Genomic DNA, 18,528 nt, shown 5'->3' on the forward strand with positions numbered 1-18,528 from the left:
TATTCGCCTTTAGAAAGAGGTTAGGTCTAATTAAAAAAGTTATCCTGATTTCCGTATCATCTGGTCGGACATCTTAAAAGGGTTGATCTAAGAGAGCAATAATTTTGAAATGCTGAAAGTAGTGTATACTGCCGCTTGTCCAAACTGTAACGGTAATCTTGAAGCTGAAAGGGCTCTCCTTTCAATGCCCTGCTCTAAATGCCTTAAAGAGGAAGGAATAGGTCTATCCTCAGTTCCCCATTCTGAGAGAGTCAAAACGATTTACAATCTTCTAGTCTCTAGTAACTCACTTAAGAATTATTGGAATATATACTATAAGATAGAAAATTATGAGGAAATTATAAATTACTTTAAGAAGATTGTAAAATCTGATCCATGGTCTTTACAGAAGCTCTGGTTAAGACGTCTCATTGATGGAGAGAACTTCACTATGTCAGCGCCTACCGGTTTAGGTAAATCTACTACAATATCATTGTATTCTGCCTATTTAGGCAAGAACGTGGTTTACATAGTTCCTACCAAATCCCTTGTAGATCAGACATGCAAAAAGATAAGAGAATTCGGGGGAGATGTAAGCTGTGGCACTCTAGATGAGAGCAAGATCAGCGTGATAACAACTAACTACTTGAGTAAGCATAAGGACGAATTGGGTGGAATAAAAGCAGATCTAGTTGCAGTTGATGACGCTGACGCCATAATAAAGAGCGGTAAGACAACGGATTTCCTGGTTAGGCTTCTAGGTATACCAGAGCTAGCCTATGAGAACGCCCTTAAGTTGGTGAGGCTCAGAAAATACCTTGTTAATGTATCGGGAACTCCAGATGAGGAATTCCTAAAGAAGAGAATAAGGGAACTCGAGACCAGCCTTATTTCATTTAGAGGAGTTTACTCGCAGTTGGTGGTCTCAAGCGCTACCCTCAGACCAAAGGGGATAAAACAGCAGGCTGTGAAATTCCTTACAGGTTTTGAACCTTCCAGCGTTCAGATGTACTCTAGGAACATAATAGACGCAAAGGGAGATTTGGATATTTCTCTAGTACGCAAATTAGGAACTGGCGGACTTGTCCTAGTCTCAAGGGACTACGGTAAGAAAATGATAAGTGAGTTGAAAGAAAGGATAGAAGAGTATGGGCTTAGAGCGGACGTGGCGGTGAGCGGAAGGAAGTTCATGGAAAAGTTGAGCAGAGGAGAGACTGACGTAATTATAGGTTCAGCTTCATATTACGGGGTCGCCGTTAGAGGAATAGATGAGCCGACTAAGATAAAATACGTACTATTCTACGGTGTGCCGAAGATAAAGATATCTCTTGAAAACGCGCTTCTAAATCCTTTCACACTCTTGAAAGTGATGAAGGCAGTTGGAATCAATGACCATGAATTTGAAAGGAAAGTGATGAGTATTTCTGTATCGGAGGCTCAAGCAATAAAGATCTCGCTTCTGAAGAAGCAGGAAGTACAAGGAGATAAATTAAAGACATTAGTAGACGCTATCTTGAAGTATAAGGACGAAGTGGTCTCAAAACTAAGGTCGAGTGCGTCATCTAAAATTGTGACCTCAGGGCTAGTAATAGTGAGTGAGAAGAAAGGGTTCTTCATCGAGTTTCCAGATGTTACCACATATCTCCAAGGTTCAGGAAGGTCTAGTAGGCTGTACAATGGTGGCCTTACACTAGGTCTTTCTGTGGTTCTAAGTGACGATAATGATTTGCTGGACATACTGGAGAAAAGGCTTAAGAGCATGGTAGGAGAGTTCCGGTTCCAAGAGGTCTCTTCTCTTAACATGGAAGAGACGATAGCAAAGCTAGATTCCTGCAGGAGGCCAGATGGTGAAACGAAGAAACTAGATGTAGTTACAAGTTTAATGATAGTCGAATCTCCTACTAAAGCTAAGACCATCGCTAGGATGTTTGGACGCCCCTCTATGAGAATAATAGGGGGAGTACCTGTCTATGAGACGATACTAGTTGATGGAAACAAGGTAAATTTACTCGACATAATGGCAACTAGGGGCCACATTACTGACCTCACTTTGGACAGCGTCGGATATTACGGAGTCGAAGTTAAAGATAACCAGGATACAGAGGCGTTCTTCTCAAAGATTAGACGTTGCTATAACTGCAAAAGGACGTTCTCAGGGGATTCAGAGACATGTCCTTATTGCGGATCAACTGACATATCAAGCACGGAGAGCACGATCGAAGCTATGCGAAAGCTAGCTATGGAAGTAGATCAAATATTGATAGCTACAGATCCAGATATAGAAGGTGAAAAGATAGCGTTCGATGTGGCTTCCTTCGTATCTCCCTTCAACTCTAATATACATAGGATAAAATATCACGAAGTTACAAAGAACGGCATTCTTAGTGCTATAAGAAACCCTTCTACTATCGACGTAAACACAGTAAAGGCACAAGTCTCAAGACGAATAGAAGATAGATGGATCGGTTTCGAGCTTAGTACCATACTGAAGGCTAAATTCAACGGGTTCAATTACGGTGCTGGAAGGGTGCAAACTCCGGTTCTCGGATGGATAGTGAATACCACAAAGGACTATAAGGCAAACATGGGCTATCTGGTTTACGCTAACATAGATAACAAGTACATAATGAGGCGATTCTATAAGGAGAAAAACAAGGCTAAAGAGTTCGTGAAAGCCAACGAGACGATCAACGTCTTAAAGGACAGGGAGGAGACTATAGTCATCTCTCCTTTCCCTCCTTTCACGACGGAAACATTGCTAGTAGAGGCAAATCAAAGGTTCAAGTTACCGGCATCGGTCGTGATGAAGATAGCACAGGATCTATTTGAAGCTGGTCTCATAACCTACCACAGGACTGAAAGTATCCACGTTTCGCCCAGCGGGATAGAGGTAGCGAAAGCATATCTCAAGAAAGCTGGGTTGGAAAATGAGTTCTCAGGCAGATCGTGGGGTCAGGAGGGTACACATGAGGCTATAAGACCTACAAGGCCCATATCGATGGATGAGTTGAAACAAGAGGTAGAGGACAACCCTTATGCATACTTCATAAAGTTCACTAAATTCCACTTCCTGCTTTATGACCTCATTTTTAGACGCTTCATGGCTAGTCAGATGCGCAACGCAATAGGAAAGAAGTGCGATTTCAGGTTAGTTCATTCTGAAGGCGAGGAAAAGGTAACCTTGACCACCTCAGTAGAAGGAGGCTTCAGCAAGGTATACGACCTTAGGACGGTAGACCTCACAGAAGGGGAAAAGAAGCCAGTTTACGAAATTAAGCGCGGTTCTTACTCTAGGTTACTGTCTCAAGCTGACTTGATCCTAATGATGAAGGAGAAAGGAATAGGAAGACCTAGTACCTATTCAAAGACATTGGATTCGGTCCTCAGGCATGGATATGTAGTTTCCAGCAAGAAAAGGTATCTCCTAGTGGCGACAAAGAAGGGGATAAACGTGTTTGAGTTCCTTGATTCTAAGTTCAAGGACTTAGTATCAGAGAAGAGGACTTCTGACCTTTTAACTAGAATAGATTTGATCTCGAACGGACAACTTGATCCTTCAACTGTTGTTCTAGACATATACAAGGAAATAAAGGATTCAGTAAACCTTCTTAACTCTTAACAATATGAAAGATAACCTTTTTTTATCTCTGCTCTCGCTACCTATCGATACAGAGCCTAGTTCTACTCCATTCCCTAGTTTATCCTTTATCATGTTGAAGACATCTACTGCTTTCCCGATGTCTCTACCAACTCCCTTTATGTCTACTTCCTGTGCACCTTGGTTTAAAAGAGTTATAACTTCTAGCGCGTAATCTTCTACATTTTTCATGCTTACCAAGACTTCGTTCGGTTTCTTGTCCATTATAGTTCTAGAATGAGATTAAAGCATAATTTAAAAAGCTTACTCAGAAACACGAGCCTATTTCATCTTTCAATTAATAGCGCATTCATCACTAGGAGAATTTAACGCTTTGTATGTAAGTTGTCGCGTTCAGAAGTATATAAGGTATCACGTTCCTGCTTATGCCGTAAAACTTCAATGGAGTAGAATACGCCATGTCGTTCATGTCCATTACCTTTAGCTCTCCTATATCTTCAAATGGTATCCTTCTCCTTATTTCGTCGGGGTTCTCTATAACATCTCTAGGTTTAAAGATCAGCTCCACCTGAGAATCCCTCTCCGCTGACTTAAGGGTAGCTATGAAGGTCTCATCTACGTTAGAAGGGGTGAAAGACGTGAAATAGTCATCGGAATTCACCACGCTCTGGAAGTCCTCGATTAAGACCCACCTCACTTCCTTGTTGTCAACGTCGATGAATGAAGACACTTTGTATTTATCCTTCATTTTCCTCAACTGCTTAAGCTTGTTTTCAAGGCTCTTCAGTGGTATTCCGAGAACTTCTGAAAGTTCTGAAGCCGTGTAAGCCCCTCCCTTCAAAGCTTCATAGATGCTCTCTACTATGTCGACTAACCAAGGTCTTATAGAGACGTGGGAGAGGACTGCGTCACCTAAAGGAGTCTCTCCATTGTAGAATACGATAGTTGTTTTTTCATCCCTTATTTTATGGATAAAGTTTAGTGTACCCTTTATAGAGAAATATTTCCTCACTGTCTGTCTGAGGGCTTCAGCGACTATGAATTTGTCGTTATTAGGATCTATTTTCCTTCCGAGCTTTCCGAAAGACGGTTGGATCTCTTTCATTGTTGCAATAAATAGAGAGGATCTGAGGATCGATTTCTTGATTAGGCTCACTAGCTTCTCATCGTCCATTCCCTTCAACTCTTCAAGTAAATTAATTGGCGCTCCCTTTATAGAGAAACCGTATATTGACGCTCTGGAGTAAGTGCTCAGGGTATACCTCTTTGTGGTCAAGTAAAGCATCATGTGGGATATGGTGTTGGCTATTTTCTCGTCTATGATGGTAGAATATACCCATTCATCGTCCCTTTTCTCTACCACTACTGTGGAATCACTAGGGAATGGAAGATCTCTATCGCGGTAAAACTGTAACATTTCCTTTATGGTACTGTATGCATCGTGATCCAGGATTTCCTTCTCTTTCTCTATTTCACCTCTCTTCAGTATCATGGATTCTCCCTTAGCGACTAAGTAAGACTTAGAAATGTTCTCTCCGCGCCATATGGGTATCTCCCCCTTTCTGCTGTTCTCTGGAATTACGTCTAGGCTCATTTTGTTGATGTTTATTCTGGTAACTTTCCAAAGTCTCCCGCTTATCCTTATGATGTCGTTTACCCTTATGTGTTTGTAAACGTAAACTGCATCTATCTCTCCTATCACTTTTCCTTCAAATCTAAGAGAGAAAGTATCGTTATTGTTTATCAGTGAGAAGAACTCCGAGAAATCCTTACACCATATGCTCTTAAACTCCCTATTGAAACGCCATACCCTGAAGAAGTTAGGTCCTAGTCTTATCTTCTCTCCTTCCTTTTTGATAAGCCCGTTGTTTTCTAAACATTTAACCATTTGAAGGAAAGTGCTAAACCTTACCTTGGAGAAAGCGTTGGCACCTTTCACTATTGAGTAGAACTCTTCAGCAGTTGTTTCCTGATTTTGTAGAAGATGACCCAACAACTCTCTTGCAACAACGTCAAGCGAATCGTCTACCAGGGGTCTCTCTATTTTACCGTGTTTCGCCATTTCGTATAAGGCGAGGGACTCTAAAATATCATAGTCCAACATGGATATTATCTCTCCCTTAGGCGTTCCAGCCACGGAATGGCCGCTCCTTCCTAACCTTTGAAGAAAGGAAGAAACTGACGGGGGAGGTCTGAACATTATTACTTTCTTTATTTCACCTATATGGATCCCGAGTTCAAGGGTCTTAGTACAGATCACTGCACTGCTCTCGTTTCTTCTTAATTTTTCCTCTACCATGTCCTTTATATCCCTTGAGATAGATGAGTGATGCACAAACACGTTTTTCTGACCTAACTTTTCAAGCTCCTCGTGTAACCTTTCCGTAGAAAATCTTGAGTTAGTGAAGACAAGTGACGGAGGTTCTATTGAGCTCACTAAAGAACTTGCTGCGTCTTCCCATGATCCATTTGATATTTTCCTAATTTTTATTTCAAAGTCTCTTTTTCCTTCAAGTTTTATTATTGCTCTCTCTCTATTTGACGAACCGAAAAGGAAATCCGATACGACCTTCTCGCTACTTACAGTTGCGGAAAGCCCTATTCTCTGGAAGTCGTATCCTGAAAATCTCTTAAGCCTCTCCAGAAGTAGGGCAAGTTGTGAACCCCTTTTAGAATTTATCAACTCGTGGACTTCGTCTACAATGACCCACTTAACGTTCTTGTAGAAATCTCTGAACTTGGTCGCCCAGTCCATATCTATTTCTAGTCCCTCCGGTGTAGTTACGAGGATGTGAGGGGCGTGCTTGAGCCTCAAGTTCTTCTCTTTTTGAGGCACTTCTCCATGTTTCCTGTTGACCAGAAAGCCAAGTTTTGACGCCCACCAGTCTATTCTGAGTGAAATATCATTGATCAATGCCTTCAAAGGAGTTATGTAAATGACTGCTACCGGCTTGACTTCATTCTTTATCATTTGGTTTAAGAGGGGTAGAATAGCTGCCTCAGTCTTTCCGTAACCTGTGGGTGCTATTATCAAAGTATTCTTTCCCGTTGAGATACTCGAAAATGACATCTCCTGTATTTTTGTGAGAGTGGGCCAATTCTTCTGCCTTAGAAGAATCTGTATTCTGCTATCTAAATCTTGATGCATCAGTAATCACGTGAAATTAATAGCAACATTTACCGTTATTTTTAAAATTATAAAATCAACGTTGCACGACATGGCAAATTATTTCGAGTGTAATACGTGTGGTCGTCCCTTTAAAGAAGGTCAGGGTATTATCTTAACCTTGGCAGGAAAGAAGCTTTTCTTTCACAGTAAAGGATGTGCCTACAAGTTCTTCAAGGAGGTCTTAGAGCTTAGCGATAAGGATTGTATAGATGACGGAGTGGAGGAGGTTCTAAAGAAATATGAAGAGGTTATTGAAACGAAGAGGAAGAAAGCTGAGAAAAAGATATAAAAATATTACAATATTACGATTAGTATTAACACCTAAATAATTCCATAGATTATACTTTTCACTAAATTATATCAAAACGGCATAGAATAGGAAATAACGTATCAGAAAAAGGTCTTTTCCAATCACAATTCATTGTCCGCCACAGTCCTCATCTACTATACCTTTATTAGTTGAACGGCTTTAATAAACTATGGATCGCGATGCAGGTCAACGTATCTAGAGTTAACGCTTACGAGTGGACGATAGACAAAAGCTTTCAGAAATGCATGAAAGTACCCGTGACAGTGTTTGCAGACGATGTTTTGATCGATAAGATGAAACAAGACCTAACTTTGAAGCAGGCTTCTAATGTTGCTTGCCTGCAGGGCGTTCAAGAGTCAGTTTTCGTGTTGCCTGATGGTCACCAAGGATATGGATTTCCCATAGGAGGTATCGCAGCTACCTCCGTGGATGAGGAAGGAGTAATTAGCCCAGGAGGAATTGGATACGACATTAACTGCGGAGTTAGGTTATTGAGAACTAATCTTGAGTACAAAGATGTAAAAAATAAAATAGTTGATCTAGTAGAAGAAATTTACAATAACGTTCCTAGCGGTGTTGGAAGTGAAGGTAAAGTAAAGCTAACAGATCAGAAACTCAATGAAGTGATGGACGAGGGCGTTAGATGGGCCGTGGACAACGGCTATGGATGGAATGTTGACATGGATCACATCGAACAACACGGGAGCTGGGATCTGGCGGATTCCTCTAAAGTCAGCAACGTAGCTAAGAAAAGAGGTCACTCACAGTTAGGAACTTTAGGGGCAGGGAATCACTTCCTTGAAGTGCAAGTGGTAGACAGAGTTTACGACGAGAGGATAGCTAAGTCAATAGGTCTTCATGAGGGTCAAGTGACCGTGATGATTCACACTGGGTCTAGGGGTTTGGGTCATCAGGTAGCTAGCGATTATCTGCAAATTATGGAGAGGGCTGTTAAAAAATATGGAATAGATCTACCAGATAGAGAGCTAGCAGCTGTTCCGTTTAACAGTAGAGAAGCTCAAGATTACTTTAGTGCAATGGTAGCCGCAGCTAACTTCGCGTGGTCGAACAGACAGTTAATAACACATTGGGTTAGACAGAGCTTCGCGAATGTCTACAAGACGGAAGCAGAGAAACTCGACTTGAAGATTATCTACGACGTTGCCCATAATATAGCTAAGATAGAGGAGTACGACATTCAGGGCAAGAGGAAGAAGGTAATAGTTCATAGGAAGGGCGCTACGAGGGCATTTCCTCCTGGTAGTCCAGAGATCCCTCAAGATCATAGAGAAACGGGTCAGATAGTCCTCATACCAGGTAGTATGGGCACAGCTAGTTACGTGATGGCAGGGATACCAGAAGGAAGAAGAACGTGGTTTACTGCCCCACATGGAGCAGGCAGATGGATGTCGAGGGAGGCTGCAGTGAGGACATATCCCACCAACTCTGTCACTGGGATGCTTGAAGAGAAGGGCATAGTAATAAGGGCAGCAACCAAGAGAGTAGTAGCTGAAGAAGCTCCAGGCGCGTATAAGGACGTTGACAGAGTAGCTAAGGTAGCTAATGAAGCTAAGATAGCTAGGTTAGTAGCTAGACTGAGACCTATAGGGGTGACAAAAGGATGATCGATAGAAGGGAACTTTTACTTAACCCAGTCGAGGACATATCCCTAGACGACCTAAGGTCGATGAAAGATTCATTGAGGATTTACGAGAAGATTTACGGCTTCTCCGCAGAGGCAGTCTACAAGGCGTCTAAGGTCCTGCAAGACATGACCAGGAACGCAGATTTGAAGTTCTTGTCTTTTACAGCCAACTTGGTTTCTACCGGGTTAAGGGGACTATTCGCAGACATGATAAGGAAGGGGTTCTTTGACGTGGTCATTACAACCGGAGGGACGATAGATCACGACATAGCTAGAAGCATGGGAGGCAAATATTACAAGGGTTCGTTCGATCTTAATGATTCTGATCTAAAGGAAATGAACATACACAGGTTAGGGAACATTCTCGTTCCCTTCGAATCATACGGTAAAGTAGTGGAGGACACAGTGAGGAAGTTAACTCCAGAAATTTTAAATGAGAAAAAGGAATGGAGCGGATACGAGCTTTTATGGGAATTTGGGAGGAGAATAAACGATAACAACTCGATACTTAAGGCTGCATATGAACGCAAAGTCCCAATCATAGTACCGGGCATTCTAGACGGAAGCTTCGGGACTAACATTTTCATACAGTACCAACTAGCTGGGCTTAGATTGAACCTCTTTGAGGACGAGAGGGAAGTTAAAGACAGGATTTTCTCATGCAAAGAGAGCGGTGCCCTCATGATTGGAGGGGGGATAAGCAAACATCACACCATATGGTGGAACCAATTCAAGGACGGTCTCGATTACGCCATTTACCTTACCACAGCTCAAGAATATGACGGCAGTCTAAGCGGAGCTAAGCCTAGAGAGGCAGTCTCATGGAACAAGATAAAACCAGACGCAGAACAAGTAGTAGTGTACGGTGACGCGACGATAATTCTTCCTATAATTGCCTCATCTTTAATAAACTAGAAATGCAATATTAAAGGTGAAAATAGTTGTCAGCTAAAGAGAAGTTCAGCAGCATTTCTCCCGCCGAGTTCTTCAAGAGAAACCCAGAGCTTGCAGGTTTCTCAAACCCAGCAAGGGCAATATACCAGACTGTTAGAGAGCTTGTAGAGAACTCACTTGATGCTACAGATGTTCACGAGCTTCTTCCTTCCATAAAGATAGTTATAGATAACGTTGATGCTGAGAAATCAATTTACAAGATAAACATAGAAGATAACGGAATAGGGATTCCACCCCATGTGGTTCCAGACGCTTTCGGAAGGGTGCTTTACAGTTCTAAGTATGTGATTAGACAGACCAGAGGGATGTATGGGCTGGGTGTCAAGGCTGCAGTACTGTACAGCCAGATGTATCAGGAGAGGCCAGTAGAAATTATTACTTCTCCCGTGAACTCTAAGAGAATTTATTCCTTTAAGCTCAAGATAGACGTAAACAGAAACGAGCCAGTGATACTGGAACGTACTTCTACCGACAATCAGCATGGATGGCATGGGACGTCTGTTTCGATATATTTACTCGGAGATTGGATGCGTTCCAAGAGTAGGGTATACGACTACGTCAAGAAAACCTACATAATTACTCCTTACGCTGAGTTCGTTCTCAAGGATCCAGAGGGTAACGTGTTTTACTATCAGAGGTTGACTACAAAGATACCCAAGCCTCCTCAGGAAGTTAAGCCTCATCCTTACGGTGTAGATATAGAGTTAATAAAGAACATGATAGCATCTAAGAAGCAAAATCAAGAAATAAGGGACTTTCTAATGAAGAACTTCCAGAGTATAGGTGATACCACTGCTTCAAAACTTCTAGAAATGGCTAAGATAGACCCGCAGACAAAGATCTCCAAACTTACTGATGAGGACATTTCTAGGCTTGTAGAAGCCATGAAGAAGTTCGATGGCTTTAGGGCTCCATCTTCTGATCCTTTGTCCATCATAGGCGAGGATCTAATACAGCTCGGTTTGAAGCAAATTTTCAATCCCGAATTCGTTTCAGCAGTGAGCAGGAGACCTAAGGCGTATCAAGGACACCCTTTCATAGTCGAAGTCGGAGTAGCTTACGGTGGAAGCATACCAGAAGGAGAAGAACCCACTGTTCTGAGGTATGCTAACAAGATTCCTTTAATATATGACGAAAAGAGCGACGTTATTTGGAAGGTAGTCAGTGAAACCGAGTGGAGACGCTATGGGATTGAAGGGGACAAGATGCAACTTGTAGTTATGGTTCATCTCTGCAGTACCAAGGTGCCTTATAAGAGTGCAGGCAAGGAAAGCATAGCAGAGGTCGAGGAAATAGAAAGGGAAATAAAGAACGGAATCATGGAGGTCTCGAGGCAACTCAAGACTTACCTTTCTGAGAAGAAGAAAGAGGAAGAAGCTAAGAAGAAATTCTTGATGTACATCAAATACGTACCTGAAGTCTCCAGATCCCTCTCTAAGTTCATATCCGACAAGGATCAAAGGGAGTACCAGAAGGAAATTGAAGACCAGCTCTTCGCATTAGTAGCAAAGAAGATAGATTTAAGGGGAATAGATGAATATAGAAAAATATATAAGGTTGAGGAATTATGAGTGAAATTTCTTCCAAAGTAGACAAGGAAGCGAGACAGAAAGCCGCGTCCGTCATTAGAAATAGGTTCCTCCAGCTCATAGACCAGATAAAGAAGGGTGAGCCTCCTATCATGGAGATACCGCAGAGGAACATAAACAATACTCACTACGACGAAGTCAGGAAACTTCTCCTGCTAGGTGATAAGAAGCTTAAGAGAAGCTTTCTTGACCTTAATGAAGCTAAAAGGTTCATGCAGACTTCCTTAATGGGAAGTATAATTTATGAAGCTCTAATCAATGATGAGTATCCCACCATACGTGATCTTTTCTACAGAGGCAAGCATACCTTGGTTCTGAGAGGTCCTGATAACAGGACTGTGGAGGAGAACACGTGGGATGAACAGAAGGAATCTGATAGCGTCATAGTGGACATCGAGGTTTTCACTTCACTTTTGAGAGAGGAAATGCTAATCCTCAGTAAAGAAAAAGGGAAGGTAGTAGGTGACATGAGAATAAGGAGTGGAAACGACGTTATAGACCTGAGCAAGATGGGTCATGGCGCTTACTCCATAGAGCCTACCCCAGACCTGATTGATTTCGTAGACATAAATGCCGACTTCGTCCTTGTCGTGGAGAAAGATGCTGTATTTCAGCAACTTCACAGAGCTGGGTTCTGGAGGCAGTATAGATCCATCCTAGTCACAAGTGCAGGACAGCCGGACAGAGCCACTAGGAGGTTCGTTAGGAGACTGAACGAGGAACATAAACTACCCGTCTATATACTTACAGATGCGGATCCATACGGATGGTACATTTACAGCGTTTTCAGAATAGGCTCAATAGCACTTTCATATGAAAGTGAGAGGCTAGCCACTCCCAACGCCCGCTTCTTAGGAGTCTCAATGGCAGACATATTCGGTACGGATAAAAAGAAGGCATATCTATCCGAGTCTGATAGAAGGAGCTTCATTATAAAGGCTAAGGACTATGACAAGAAGAGAGCCGAGGAAATAAAGAACTATCCTTGGTTCCAAACTAAGGGATGGAAGGAAGAAATAGACATTTTCATGAAGAAGCAGGCTAAACTTGAGATAGAAGCTATGGCCAGCAAGGGGCTTAAGTTCCTTGCATTCACATATCTGCCTGACAAAATACAAAAGCAGGACTATATAGCATGATCAGCCGAGACAGGTAATATCATCGCTCAAGCTTCTTTTTTCTCCTCACTTACATCTAAGTAACCTAGTATGTCATTAAAAGTGTTTTTCCCGCAATATGGACAATACTGGTAAAGGACTTTCTGAGATGCTATATCGAAAGAAATGTTTAACGTTCTCTCCCTTCCACAGGATTGGCACCTAACTTTCCACGGCATATGTTAAAAAACCTGAGTTTCATATTAAATCTTGCTGTGAAGACGTCTAACTCCTGAAAAATGATGATGGGCCAAAGCTCGGAGCGAAAGAATTTAAAATAAACAAATTATTTAACACAGTGGGATTTAGATGAGCATAACTTACACTACTGTAGGTGAATTAAAAGTCGGTAGTTACGTTGTTATAGATAATGAACCTTGTAGGGTAGTAGATATAACTAAAGCTAAAACGGGGAAACACGGAAGTGCGAAAGCTAACGTAGTAGCTACATCAATTTTTTCTGGGGCGAAAAAGACGTTAATGGCGCCAGTGGACGCGCAAGTCGAAGTCCCCATGATAGACAAGAGAGTAGGCCAAGTGATAGCCGACATGGGAGATAAACTTCAGCTAATGGATATGGAAAGCTTTGAGACTTTCGACATAGAGAAACCCACAGAGGAAGACATAGCTGGTAAGATAAAGTCCGGTGTAGAGGTAGAATATTGGTTAATAATGGGCAGGAGAAAGATAGTTAGGGTAAAGTAATGCTAGATAACATAAAGGACGCTGTAAAGAAGTTTTTAGGTAATTCTTCTTACGATAAAGCAGTAGAGGAGTTCATAAAGGATCTTCAGAAGGCACTCATTACATCTGATGTAAAGGTCAGCCTAGTTCTTTCCCTTTCCAACAGAATAAAGGAAAGGCTAGCAAAGGAGAAGCCTCCATCTGTAATGGAAAGAAAGGAGTGGTTCATTTCTATAGTTTATGAAGAATTGAGCAAATTCTTTGGTGGGGACAAAGCACCAAACGTGTTGCCGAGTAAGCTACCTTATACGATAATGATGGTAGGAGTCCAGGGTAGCGGAAAGACTACTAGTACAGCCAAGCTCGCATATTTCTACAAGAAAAAGGGCTACAAGGTAGGTTTAGTCGCTGCAGATACGTATAGACCTGCAGCATATGACCAGCTTGTACAACTTGGTAAACAGATCCAAGTTCCAGTGATAGGTGATCCTTCCTCTAAGGACGCGGTCTCTATTTCATTGAAGGGAAAAGAGGAGTTCCTTTCACAGAAGTTTGAAGTAATTATCATAGACACTGCAGGTAGACACGGTTATGGGGAAGAGAGTAGCCTGTTAGAGGAAATGCAATCAATATATAACGCTGTGAAACCTGACGATGTGATATTAGTTATAGACGCTTCAATAGGTCAGAAGGCATACGACCTTGCGTCAAAATTCCACAGCGCTGCTCCCATAGGCTCAATACTCATAACTAAGATGGACGGAACTGCAAAAGGGGGAGGTGCACTCTCTGCAGTTGCAGCCACAGGGGCTCAGATCAAATTCATAGGAACAGGAGAGAGGGTAACTGAACTAGAGGTATTCGATCCCAGACGTTTCGCTTCTAGATTGCTCGGAATGGGAGATATAAATACTATCATAGAGAAAATGAAGGAGGTCGATAATTACGAAGACCTACAGAAGAAAATGGAAGACGTAATAGAAGGAAAAGGTAAGCTCACTCTGAGGGATATCTATAAGCAGTTCATAGCTCTCAGGAAGATGGGCCCTCTTTCCAAGATCTTACAGCACATACCCGGTCTAGGAGTTAATTTACCTTCTCCTTCGGAGGATCAGGTGAAACTAGGCGAGGACAAGATCAAGAAGTTCATGGCGGCTATGAACTCCATGACCTATAAGGAGCTTGACAACCCTTCCTTAATAGATCGTTCCAGGATAAGGAGAATCGCGGAAGGTGCAGGAATTACAGCAGAGGAGGTCAGGGAATTAATGAAACAGTACGAAGCTACAAATAAAATGCTCAAGACCTTGAAGAAGAGGAAGAAAGACCTTGAAAGAATGTTCGGGAACATGGAGTGAGGTAGAGAAGAAATCTCTAGACCTGCTAAGGAAATATCCCCTATGCGATTCATGCCTCGGGAGGTGCTTTGCAAGGCTATCCTACGGGCTTTCTAACAAAGAGAGAGGGAAATCGATTAAGATATCCCTGATGCTTTCCTTGGATAGAGCAGTGAAAGAGCATGAAATTGAAGAGCTATCGGATCTAAAGGAATTGATTTTCAACATGGGAAAGGTTGCTGAGCCCTGGTTCAAGTTGTATTTTCCAAAGGAAGAATTTCAGAGCAGGGCTTGCTTTATCTGCAATGATGAAATTGAATCATTGAAGGACGATTTTGAGAGAAAGTCGTACGAAATACTGCAGGAGGACGGAATAAAGAGCTACGTTTTAGGCGTGAAACTGTCGGATAGCGTGAAAAGCATCGAGGATGAACTCGTTATAAACGAGTCTTTGAAATATTATGAAAGTATCAAGCATGAGATAAAGAGGGAAGTTGGGAAGAGACTAGCTGAAAAGGGTTTTCCACCAGATATGGACAATTCTCAGTGGGAAGTTGTCTACGACTTGGGCACCAGATCAGTCTTCAAGCTCAGAAACATCAAGAAACAGCTAAATTTCTTCAATAGACTTTCACGAGGCGTCCCAATTTCTAACTGGAATTCGTCTTACCCTGACTCCCTCTCTATCGAGATGGAAAGGAAAGGAAGGAAGATATATTATGCCGTTTCGGAACGTCCTGATATAAGGATATTGACGGACTACCCATTGGTCACTGATGAGGGACCTGACGTAAATGTCGAGGGTTATTACGTGAAATCTTCGTCAAAGATAACCAGAAGGGATCTATCATTAATAGTCTCTATGAAACCTAAAAGGAGATACAGGGTAATGGTGTATTCTAACAACCCAAAGGAAGGATGGGTTAAAGTTTACGACAAACTATATGATGTCTTTGTAGACGCTAACTCTCCTGAGGAGGTTAGAGAAGCTCTAGAGGACGAACAGATCCTCTTTATTGACTTAGTCTCATACAAGGGGAGGCTTAGCAAGGTTGCTGATTTATACATGAGGAAAGAGAATATGTAGTATGAAAATAGGGCTAATCGGTCTAGGTGTAATGGGGTATAGAATAGGTGCGAACCTAGCAAAAGAAGGCAAATTGGACGGAGTTTATAATAGATCTGAAGAAAAGAGTATAAAATTCGAAAAAGAGTTTGGAGTGAAAGCGTTCAAGTCAATAGACGAGATAGTTGAGAGCAGTGACGTTATAATAACAATGTTAAGTGATGATAACGCTGTAAGCACCACGATAGAGAAAGTGATCCCGCGTTCTAAAGGGAAGACAATCGTAGACATGTCAACAATATCTCCTAAGTTAAGTATTGCTTTGTCTAGAAAAATTCAGGAAAATGGCGGGTTCATGTTAGATGCCCCGGTTATAGGAACGTCAATAATGGTAGAGCAGAAGAAGCTCGTTGTAATGGTTGGGGGAATTAAGGAGAAGTTTGACGATATTAAGCCTATTCTTGAATCTACGGCGTCTACAGTAATTTACATGGGGAAGAACGGGTCTGGACTCTACGCAAAGCTCGTAAACAACCTTCTCCTGGGTGCTTACGTTGTAGCTATAGGAGAAGCATTTAATTTCGGGGTCACAGCCGGACTTGAAAAACAACAAGTGGAGGAGGTTCTTACTAAACTAAGTAGCGCTAGGTCTCCAACAACGGACCTGAAGGTCCCAAAACTCGTATCTCAGGACTATTCAACCCAATTCGCAACGAAACACATGAGGAAGGACCTTGAGATAATTCAAGGTGAGGCAACATCGAAATCAATAATTACGCCGATGTCGTCTTTGGCTTTACAGTTTTACAGAATTGCGGAGTCGCTTGGGTTATCAGAGGACGATTTCTGTTCAGTATATGAAGTCTTCAGGAGATTTTCAAAGAAAGCCTGACGCGATTTTTTAATCCTTATTTTTGTTTTTCTTCTTAATGAGAATAGATATATCAGGCAAAAGGGTGCTTGTTACTGCCTCAAGCAGCGGGATAGGGAAAGGTGTAGCAAGAGCTTTCCTCAAAGAGGGATGCAAAGTGATAATTTCCTCAAGGAATAAGGAGAATTTGGATAAGACTGTCTCAGAGCTGAAGAGTTCGATTTTTCCCTCAGTTTGGGGAGTGCAGATGGATCTAACTGATTACCACTCAATCGAAGCTGGACTGAGACAAATTATAGACCTGATGGGAGGTATAGACGTGTTGATCTTCAACTTCGGGAATCCTACTAACGAACCCTCTTACTTTGATGAGACAACTATGGAAGACTGGGAATATTCAGTCCGCATGTACTTAGAAGGTCCAATTCAGATTTTAAAGAGACTTCTTCCTTTCATGAGACGTCAACGTTATGGAAGGATATTTTTCCTCTCTTCATGGACTGTGAAGAGCCCGCAATCACACTTCACTTTAGCTGATGTATCAAGATCTCCAGTGATACAACTATCGAAGATCCTTTCGAAGGATGAAGGAAGGAATGGGATCACAGTTAACACAGTCCTCATGGGAAGCTTTCCAACACCAGGGGCAGAAAGAAGTCTCAAGAGGATAGCTGAGCGCAAGAACGAAAGTTATGATGAGTTATGGAAAAGGGAAGTTCTCTCTCCTATTGCAGTAGGCAGGATAGGTGACCCGGAGAAAGACTTGGGAAGTCTCCTCGTTTTCCTTTCGAGTGAATACGGAGGGTATGTGACCGGTTCATCTATTCTGATTGATGGTGGATCTTCTCCTTATGTGCTATAGGAATCCTTCAATATTACCCTTGAAGGACTAAAGCGATCTGACATTACGTAAAGTATAGAAACGTTTATAAAAGTGTCTGAAGAATCTCTATCAGTGATTTGTAGATGGCATCTAGTAAGAAAGTGAAAGTAAGGACACCGGGAGGGAAGGAAGCAGAGCTTATACCTGAGAAGACGTGGACCTTGGCTCCAAAGGGAAGGAAAGGAGTGAAGATAGGGTTATTTAAGGATCCAGAATCAGGCAAGTATTTCAGGCATAAGCTACCAGACGACTACCCTGTTTAAACTTTAATATAACCTATTTTTGATTTTAATGATGGAGTTTAGACCATCTATTGTTATAAAAATAAGCGGAAAGTTTTTTGACGAGAATGACGCTTCAGCTAACATTTCATTCCTCAGACAAGTTGTATCATCCCTAGCTGGATCATATAGAATAGGTATAGTTAGCGGGGGTGGAGGTAACGCAAGGAAATACATAAAGTTAGGAAGGGAACTGAAGTTAAATGAGTCCTATCTCGATCTTCTTGGGATATGGGCTTCTAGGCTCAACGCGAACCTTATAGCCTTTGCTTTGGGGGATTTAGCTTATCCTGCGGTGCCTGATAGTCTAGAAGACTTCGTCGAGAAATGGAGCTCAGGTAAGGTCGTAGTTACAGGAGGTTTTCAACCCGGGCAGTCTACTGCTGCTGTAGCAGCGCTAGTAGCTGAGGCAATTAGCGCAAGTAAGCTTGTTGTAGCTACGAACGTAGATGGAGTATACGACAAAGATCCTCGGGATCACGCTGATGCAGTGATGTTGAAAGAACTTACACTTTCCAGATTGAGGGAGATTCTAGAGAGCAGTCAGTCAGTTAAGGCTGGAACATATGAGCTTCTAGATCCCATGTCAATGAAGATAATTCAGAGGTCAAAGATTCAGGTAATAGTCATGAATTACAAGAACATCTCTGCATTAACAAGCTTAATCAAAGAGAATAAAGCCATAGGATCTATTGTAATTCCAGAGTGATGTAAATGTCAGTCTTAGATGAGCAGGAGTTTGTGACGCTTAGGAAATACAAGGGTAAGGTAGACGTTTCCAGGATCACTTCAATACTCGACTCAATAGAGGAGGAACTCAAGAAGACAGACAACGTAAGGACAGCGATCATCTATGTCTTTGCAAATAACGTAGATGAGATCAAGTCGAACAAGGAGCTATACGAGGTTATATTCAGGGCACTTGAGAAATTTAGCCCTAAACTAGGATTTGAGAATGTAGCTGAATTGATAAAAAGTTCCGTTTTGTAGTACGAGGTTAGAACT

17 protein-coding genes are annotated in these 18,528 nt (G+C 42.0%); 14 read left to right on the forward strand and 3 right to left on the reverse strand.

Annotation, left to right across the window (positions count from 1 at the left end; translation table 11 throughout):
- Positions 1 to 109: 109 nt before the first annotated feature.
- Positions 110 to 3,598: a reverse gyrase gene (gene rgy / locus IC007_RS05115; protein WP_054845557.1), complete on the forward strand. Its 3,489-nt coding sequence runs from the start codon at positions 110 to 112 to the stop codon at positions 3,596 to 3,598.
- On the opposite strand, the gene IC007_RS05120 is transcribed toward rgy, so the two are convergent.
- Both IC007_RS05120 and IC007_RS05125 read right to left on the reverse strand, forming a co-directional pair.
- On the reverse strand, positions 3,575 to 3,841 hold the full coding sequence (locus IC007_RS05120) for a DNA-binding protein (protein ID WP_054845558.1): 267 nt from the start codon (positions 3,839 to 3,841) through the stop codon (positions 3,575 to 3,577). The two genes, rgy and IC007_RS05120, sit on opposite strands and share 24 nt — an antisense overlap.
- A gap of 91 nt (positions 3,842 to 3,932) precedes the next feature.
- The gene (locus IC007_RS05125) at positions 3,933 to 6,725 is read right to left on the reverse strand and encodes a DEAD/DEAH box helicase (RefSeq protein ID WP_149528454.1); all 2,793 of its coding nucleotides are present in this window, start codon (positions 6,723 to 6,725) and stop codon (positions 3,933 to 3,935) included.
- Positions 6,726 to 6,795: 70 nt separating this feature from the next.
- Here IC007_RS05125 and IC007_RS05130 point away from each other — a divergent pair, with 70 nt between their 5' ends.
- From IC007_RS05130 to IC007_RS05150, 5 genes are all read left to right on the forward strand, one after another.
- Complete coding sequence (locus tag IC007_RS05130; protein ID WP_054845559.1) at positions 6,796 to 7,035, forward strand: hypothetical protein; 240 nt, start codon at positions 6,796 to 6,798, stop codon at positions 7,033 to 7,035.
- Positions 7,036 to 7,235: 200 nt separating this feature from the next.
- Entirely contained in the window at positions 7,236 to 8,681 is a 1,446-nt protein-coding gene (locus IC007_RS05135; protein ID WP_054845560.1) for an RtcB family protein, read from the forward strand.
- On the forward strand, positions 8,678 to 9,616 hold the full coding sequence (locus tag IC007_RS05140; protein WP_054845561.1) for a deoxyhypusine synthase: 939 nt from the start codon (positions 8,678 to 8,680) through the stop codon (positions 9,614 to 9,616). The genes IC007_RS05135 and IC007_RS05140 overlap by 4 nt, the downstream gene beginning before the upstream one ends.
- A 26-nt stretch (positions 9,617 to 9,642) precedes the next feature.
- Positions 9,643 to 11,226, forward strand: a complete 1,584-nt coding sequence (locus IC007_RS05145; protein WP_054845562.1) for a DNA topoisomerase VI subunit B — start codon at positions 9,643 to 9,645, stop codon at positions 11,224 to 11,226.
- Complete coding sequence (locus IC007_RS05150) at positions 11,220 to 12,383, forward strand: DNA topoisomerase IV subunit A (RefSeq protein WP_174861577.1); 1,164 nt, start codon at positions 11,220 to 11,222, stop codon at positions 12,381 to 12,383. The genes IC007_RS05145 and IC007_RS05150 overlap by 7 nt, the downstream gene beginning before the upstream one ends.
- 26 nt (positions 12,384 to 12,409) lie before the next feature.
- On the opposite strand, the gene IC007_RS13455 is transcribed toward IC007_RS05150, so the two are convergent.
- A complete protein-coding gene (locus IC007_RS13455; protein WP_167747981.1) occupies positions 12,410 to 12,580 on the reverse strand; it encodes a hypothetical protein in 171 nt (56 codons plus the stop codon).
- Positions 12,581 to 12,710: 130 nt separating this feature from the next.
- On the opposite strand from IC007_RS13455, the gene IC007_RS05155 reads away from it, so the two are divergent.
- From IC007_RS05155 to IC007_RS05190, 8 genes are all read left to right on the forward strand, one after another.
- Positions 12,711 to 13,106, forward strand: coding sequence for a translation initiation factor IF-5A (locus IC007_RS05155; protein ID WP_054845563.1), 396 nt, complete (start codon positions 12,711 to 12,713; stop codon positions 13,104 to 13,106).
- Positions 13,106 to 14,443 (forward strand): signal recognition particle protein Srp54, encoded by a 1,338-nt coding sequence (locus tag IC007_RS05160; RefSeq protein ID WP_149528456.1) that lies wholly within the window; start codon positions 13,106 to 13,108, stop codon positions 14,441 to 14,443. Before IC007_RS05155 ends, IC007_RS05160 begins: the two co-directional genes overlap by 1 nt.
- Positions 14,415 to 15,509, forward strand: coding sequence for a tRNA pseudouridine(55) synthase (locus tag IC007_RS05165; protein WP_054845564.1), 1,095 nt, complete (start codon positions 14,415 to 14,417; stop codon positions 15,507 to 15,509). The genes IC007_RS05160 and IC007_RS05165 overlap by 29 nt, the downstream gene beginning before the upstream one ends.
- A gap of 1 nt (position 15,510) precedes the next feature.
- On the forward strand, positions 15,511 to 16,380 hold the full coding sequence (locus IC007_RS05170; protein WP_054845565.1) for an NAD(P)-dependent oxidoreductase: 870 nt from the start codon (positions 15,511 to 15,513) through the stop codon (positions 16,378 to 16,380).
- Between the two features lie 37 nt (positions 16,381 to 16,417).
- Positions 16,418 to 17,221 carry an SDR family oxidoreductase gene (locus IC007_RS05175; protein ID WP_054845566.1) on the forward strand — a complete coding sequence of 268 codons (804 nt, stop codon included), beginning with the start codon at positions 16,418 to 16,420 and terminating at the stop codon, positions 17,219 to 17,221.
- Positions 17,222 to 17,325: 104 nt separating this feature from the next.
- On the forward strand, positions 17,326 to 17,505 hold the full coding sequence (locus tag IC007_RS05180) for a chromatin protein Cren7 (protein WP_054845567.1): 180 nt from the start codon (positions 17,326 to 17,328) through the stop codon (positions 17,503 to 17,505).
- A gap of 31 nt (positions 17,506 to 17,536) precedes the next feature.
- Entirely contained in the window at positions 17,537 to 18,232 is a 696-nt protein-coding gene (gene pyrH / locus IC007_RS05185; protein ID WP_149528457.1) for a UMP kinase, read from the forward strand.
- A 5-nt stretch (positions 18,233 to 18,237) separates the two neighbouring features.
- Positions 18,238 to 18,513, forward strand: a complete 276-nt coding sequence (locus IC007_RS05190) for a hypothetical protein (RefSeq protein ID WP_054845568.1) — start codon at positions 18,238 to 18,240, stop codon at positions 18,511 to 18,513.
- Positions 18,514 to 18,528: the final 15 nt, after the last annotated feature.

This window comes from Sulfuracidifex tepidarius (genome assembly GCF_008326425.1).
Taxonomy (GTDB): domain Archaea; phylum Thermoproteota; class Thermoprotei_A; order Sulfolobales; family Sulfolobaceae; genus Sulfuracidifex; species Sulfuracidifex tepidarius.

Excerpts from the sequence above, each read along its gene's own strand:
- rgy (WP_054845557.1), top strand. The coding sequence starts at position 110 with ATGCTGAAAGTAGTGTATACTGCCGCTTGTCCAAACTGTAACGGTAAT.
- IC007_RS05120 (WP_054845558.1), bottom strand. The coding sequence starts at position 3,841 with ATGGACAAGAAACCGAACGAAGTCTTGGTAAGCATGAAAAATGTAGAA.
- IC007_RS05125 (WP_149528454.1), bottom strand. The coding sequence starts at position 6,725 with ATGCATCAAGATTTAGATAGCAGAATACAGATTCTTCTAAGGCAGAAG.
- IC007_RS05130 (WP_054845559.1), top strand. The coding sequence starts at position 6,796 with ATGGCAAATTATTTCGAGTGTAATACGTGTGGTCGTCCCTTTAAAGAA.
- IC007_RS05135 (WP_054845560.1), top strand. The coding sequence starts at position 7,236 with ATGCAGGTCAACGTATCTAGAGTTAACGCTTACGAGTGGACGATAGAC.
- IC007_RS05140 (WP_054845561.1), top strand. The coding sequence starts at position 8,678 with ATGATCGATAGAAGGGAACTTTTACTTAACCCAGTCGAGGACATATCC.
- IC007_RS13455 (WP_167747981.1), bottom strand. The coding sequence starts at position 12,580 with ATGCCGTGGAAAGTTAGGTGCCAATCCTGTGGAAGGGAGAGAACGTTA.
- IC007_RS05155 (WP_054845563.1), top strand. The coding sequence starts at position 12,711 with ATGAGCATAACTTACACTACTGTAGGTGAATTAAAAGTCGGTAGTTAC.
- IC007_RS05160 (WP_149528456.1), top strand. The coding sequence starts at position 13,106 with ATGCTAGATAACATAAAGGACGCTGTAAAGAAGTTTTTAGGTAATTCT.
- IC007_RS05170 (WP_054845565.1), top strand. The coding sequence starts at position 15,511 with ATGAAAATAGGGCTAATCGGTCTAGGTGTAATGGGGTATAGAATAGGT.
- IC007_RS05175 (WP_054845566.1), top strand. The coding sequence starts at position 16,418 with ATGAGAATAGATATATCAGGCAAAAGGGTGCTTGTTACTGCCTCAAGC.
- IC007_RS05180 (WP_054845567.1), top strand. The coding sequence starts at position 17,326 with ATGGCATCTAGTAAGAAAGTGAAAGTAAGGACACCGGGAGGGAAGGAA.
- pyrH (WP_149528457.1), top strand. The coding sequence starts at position 17,537 with ATGGAGTTTAGACCATCTATTGTTATAAAAATAAGCGGAAAGTTTTTT.
- IC007_RS05190 (WP_054845568.1), top strand. The coding sequence starts at position 18,238 with ATGTCAGTCTTAGATGAGCAGGAGTTTGTGACGCTTAGGAAATACAAG.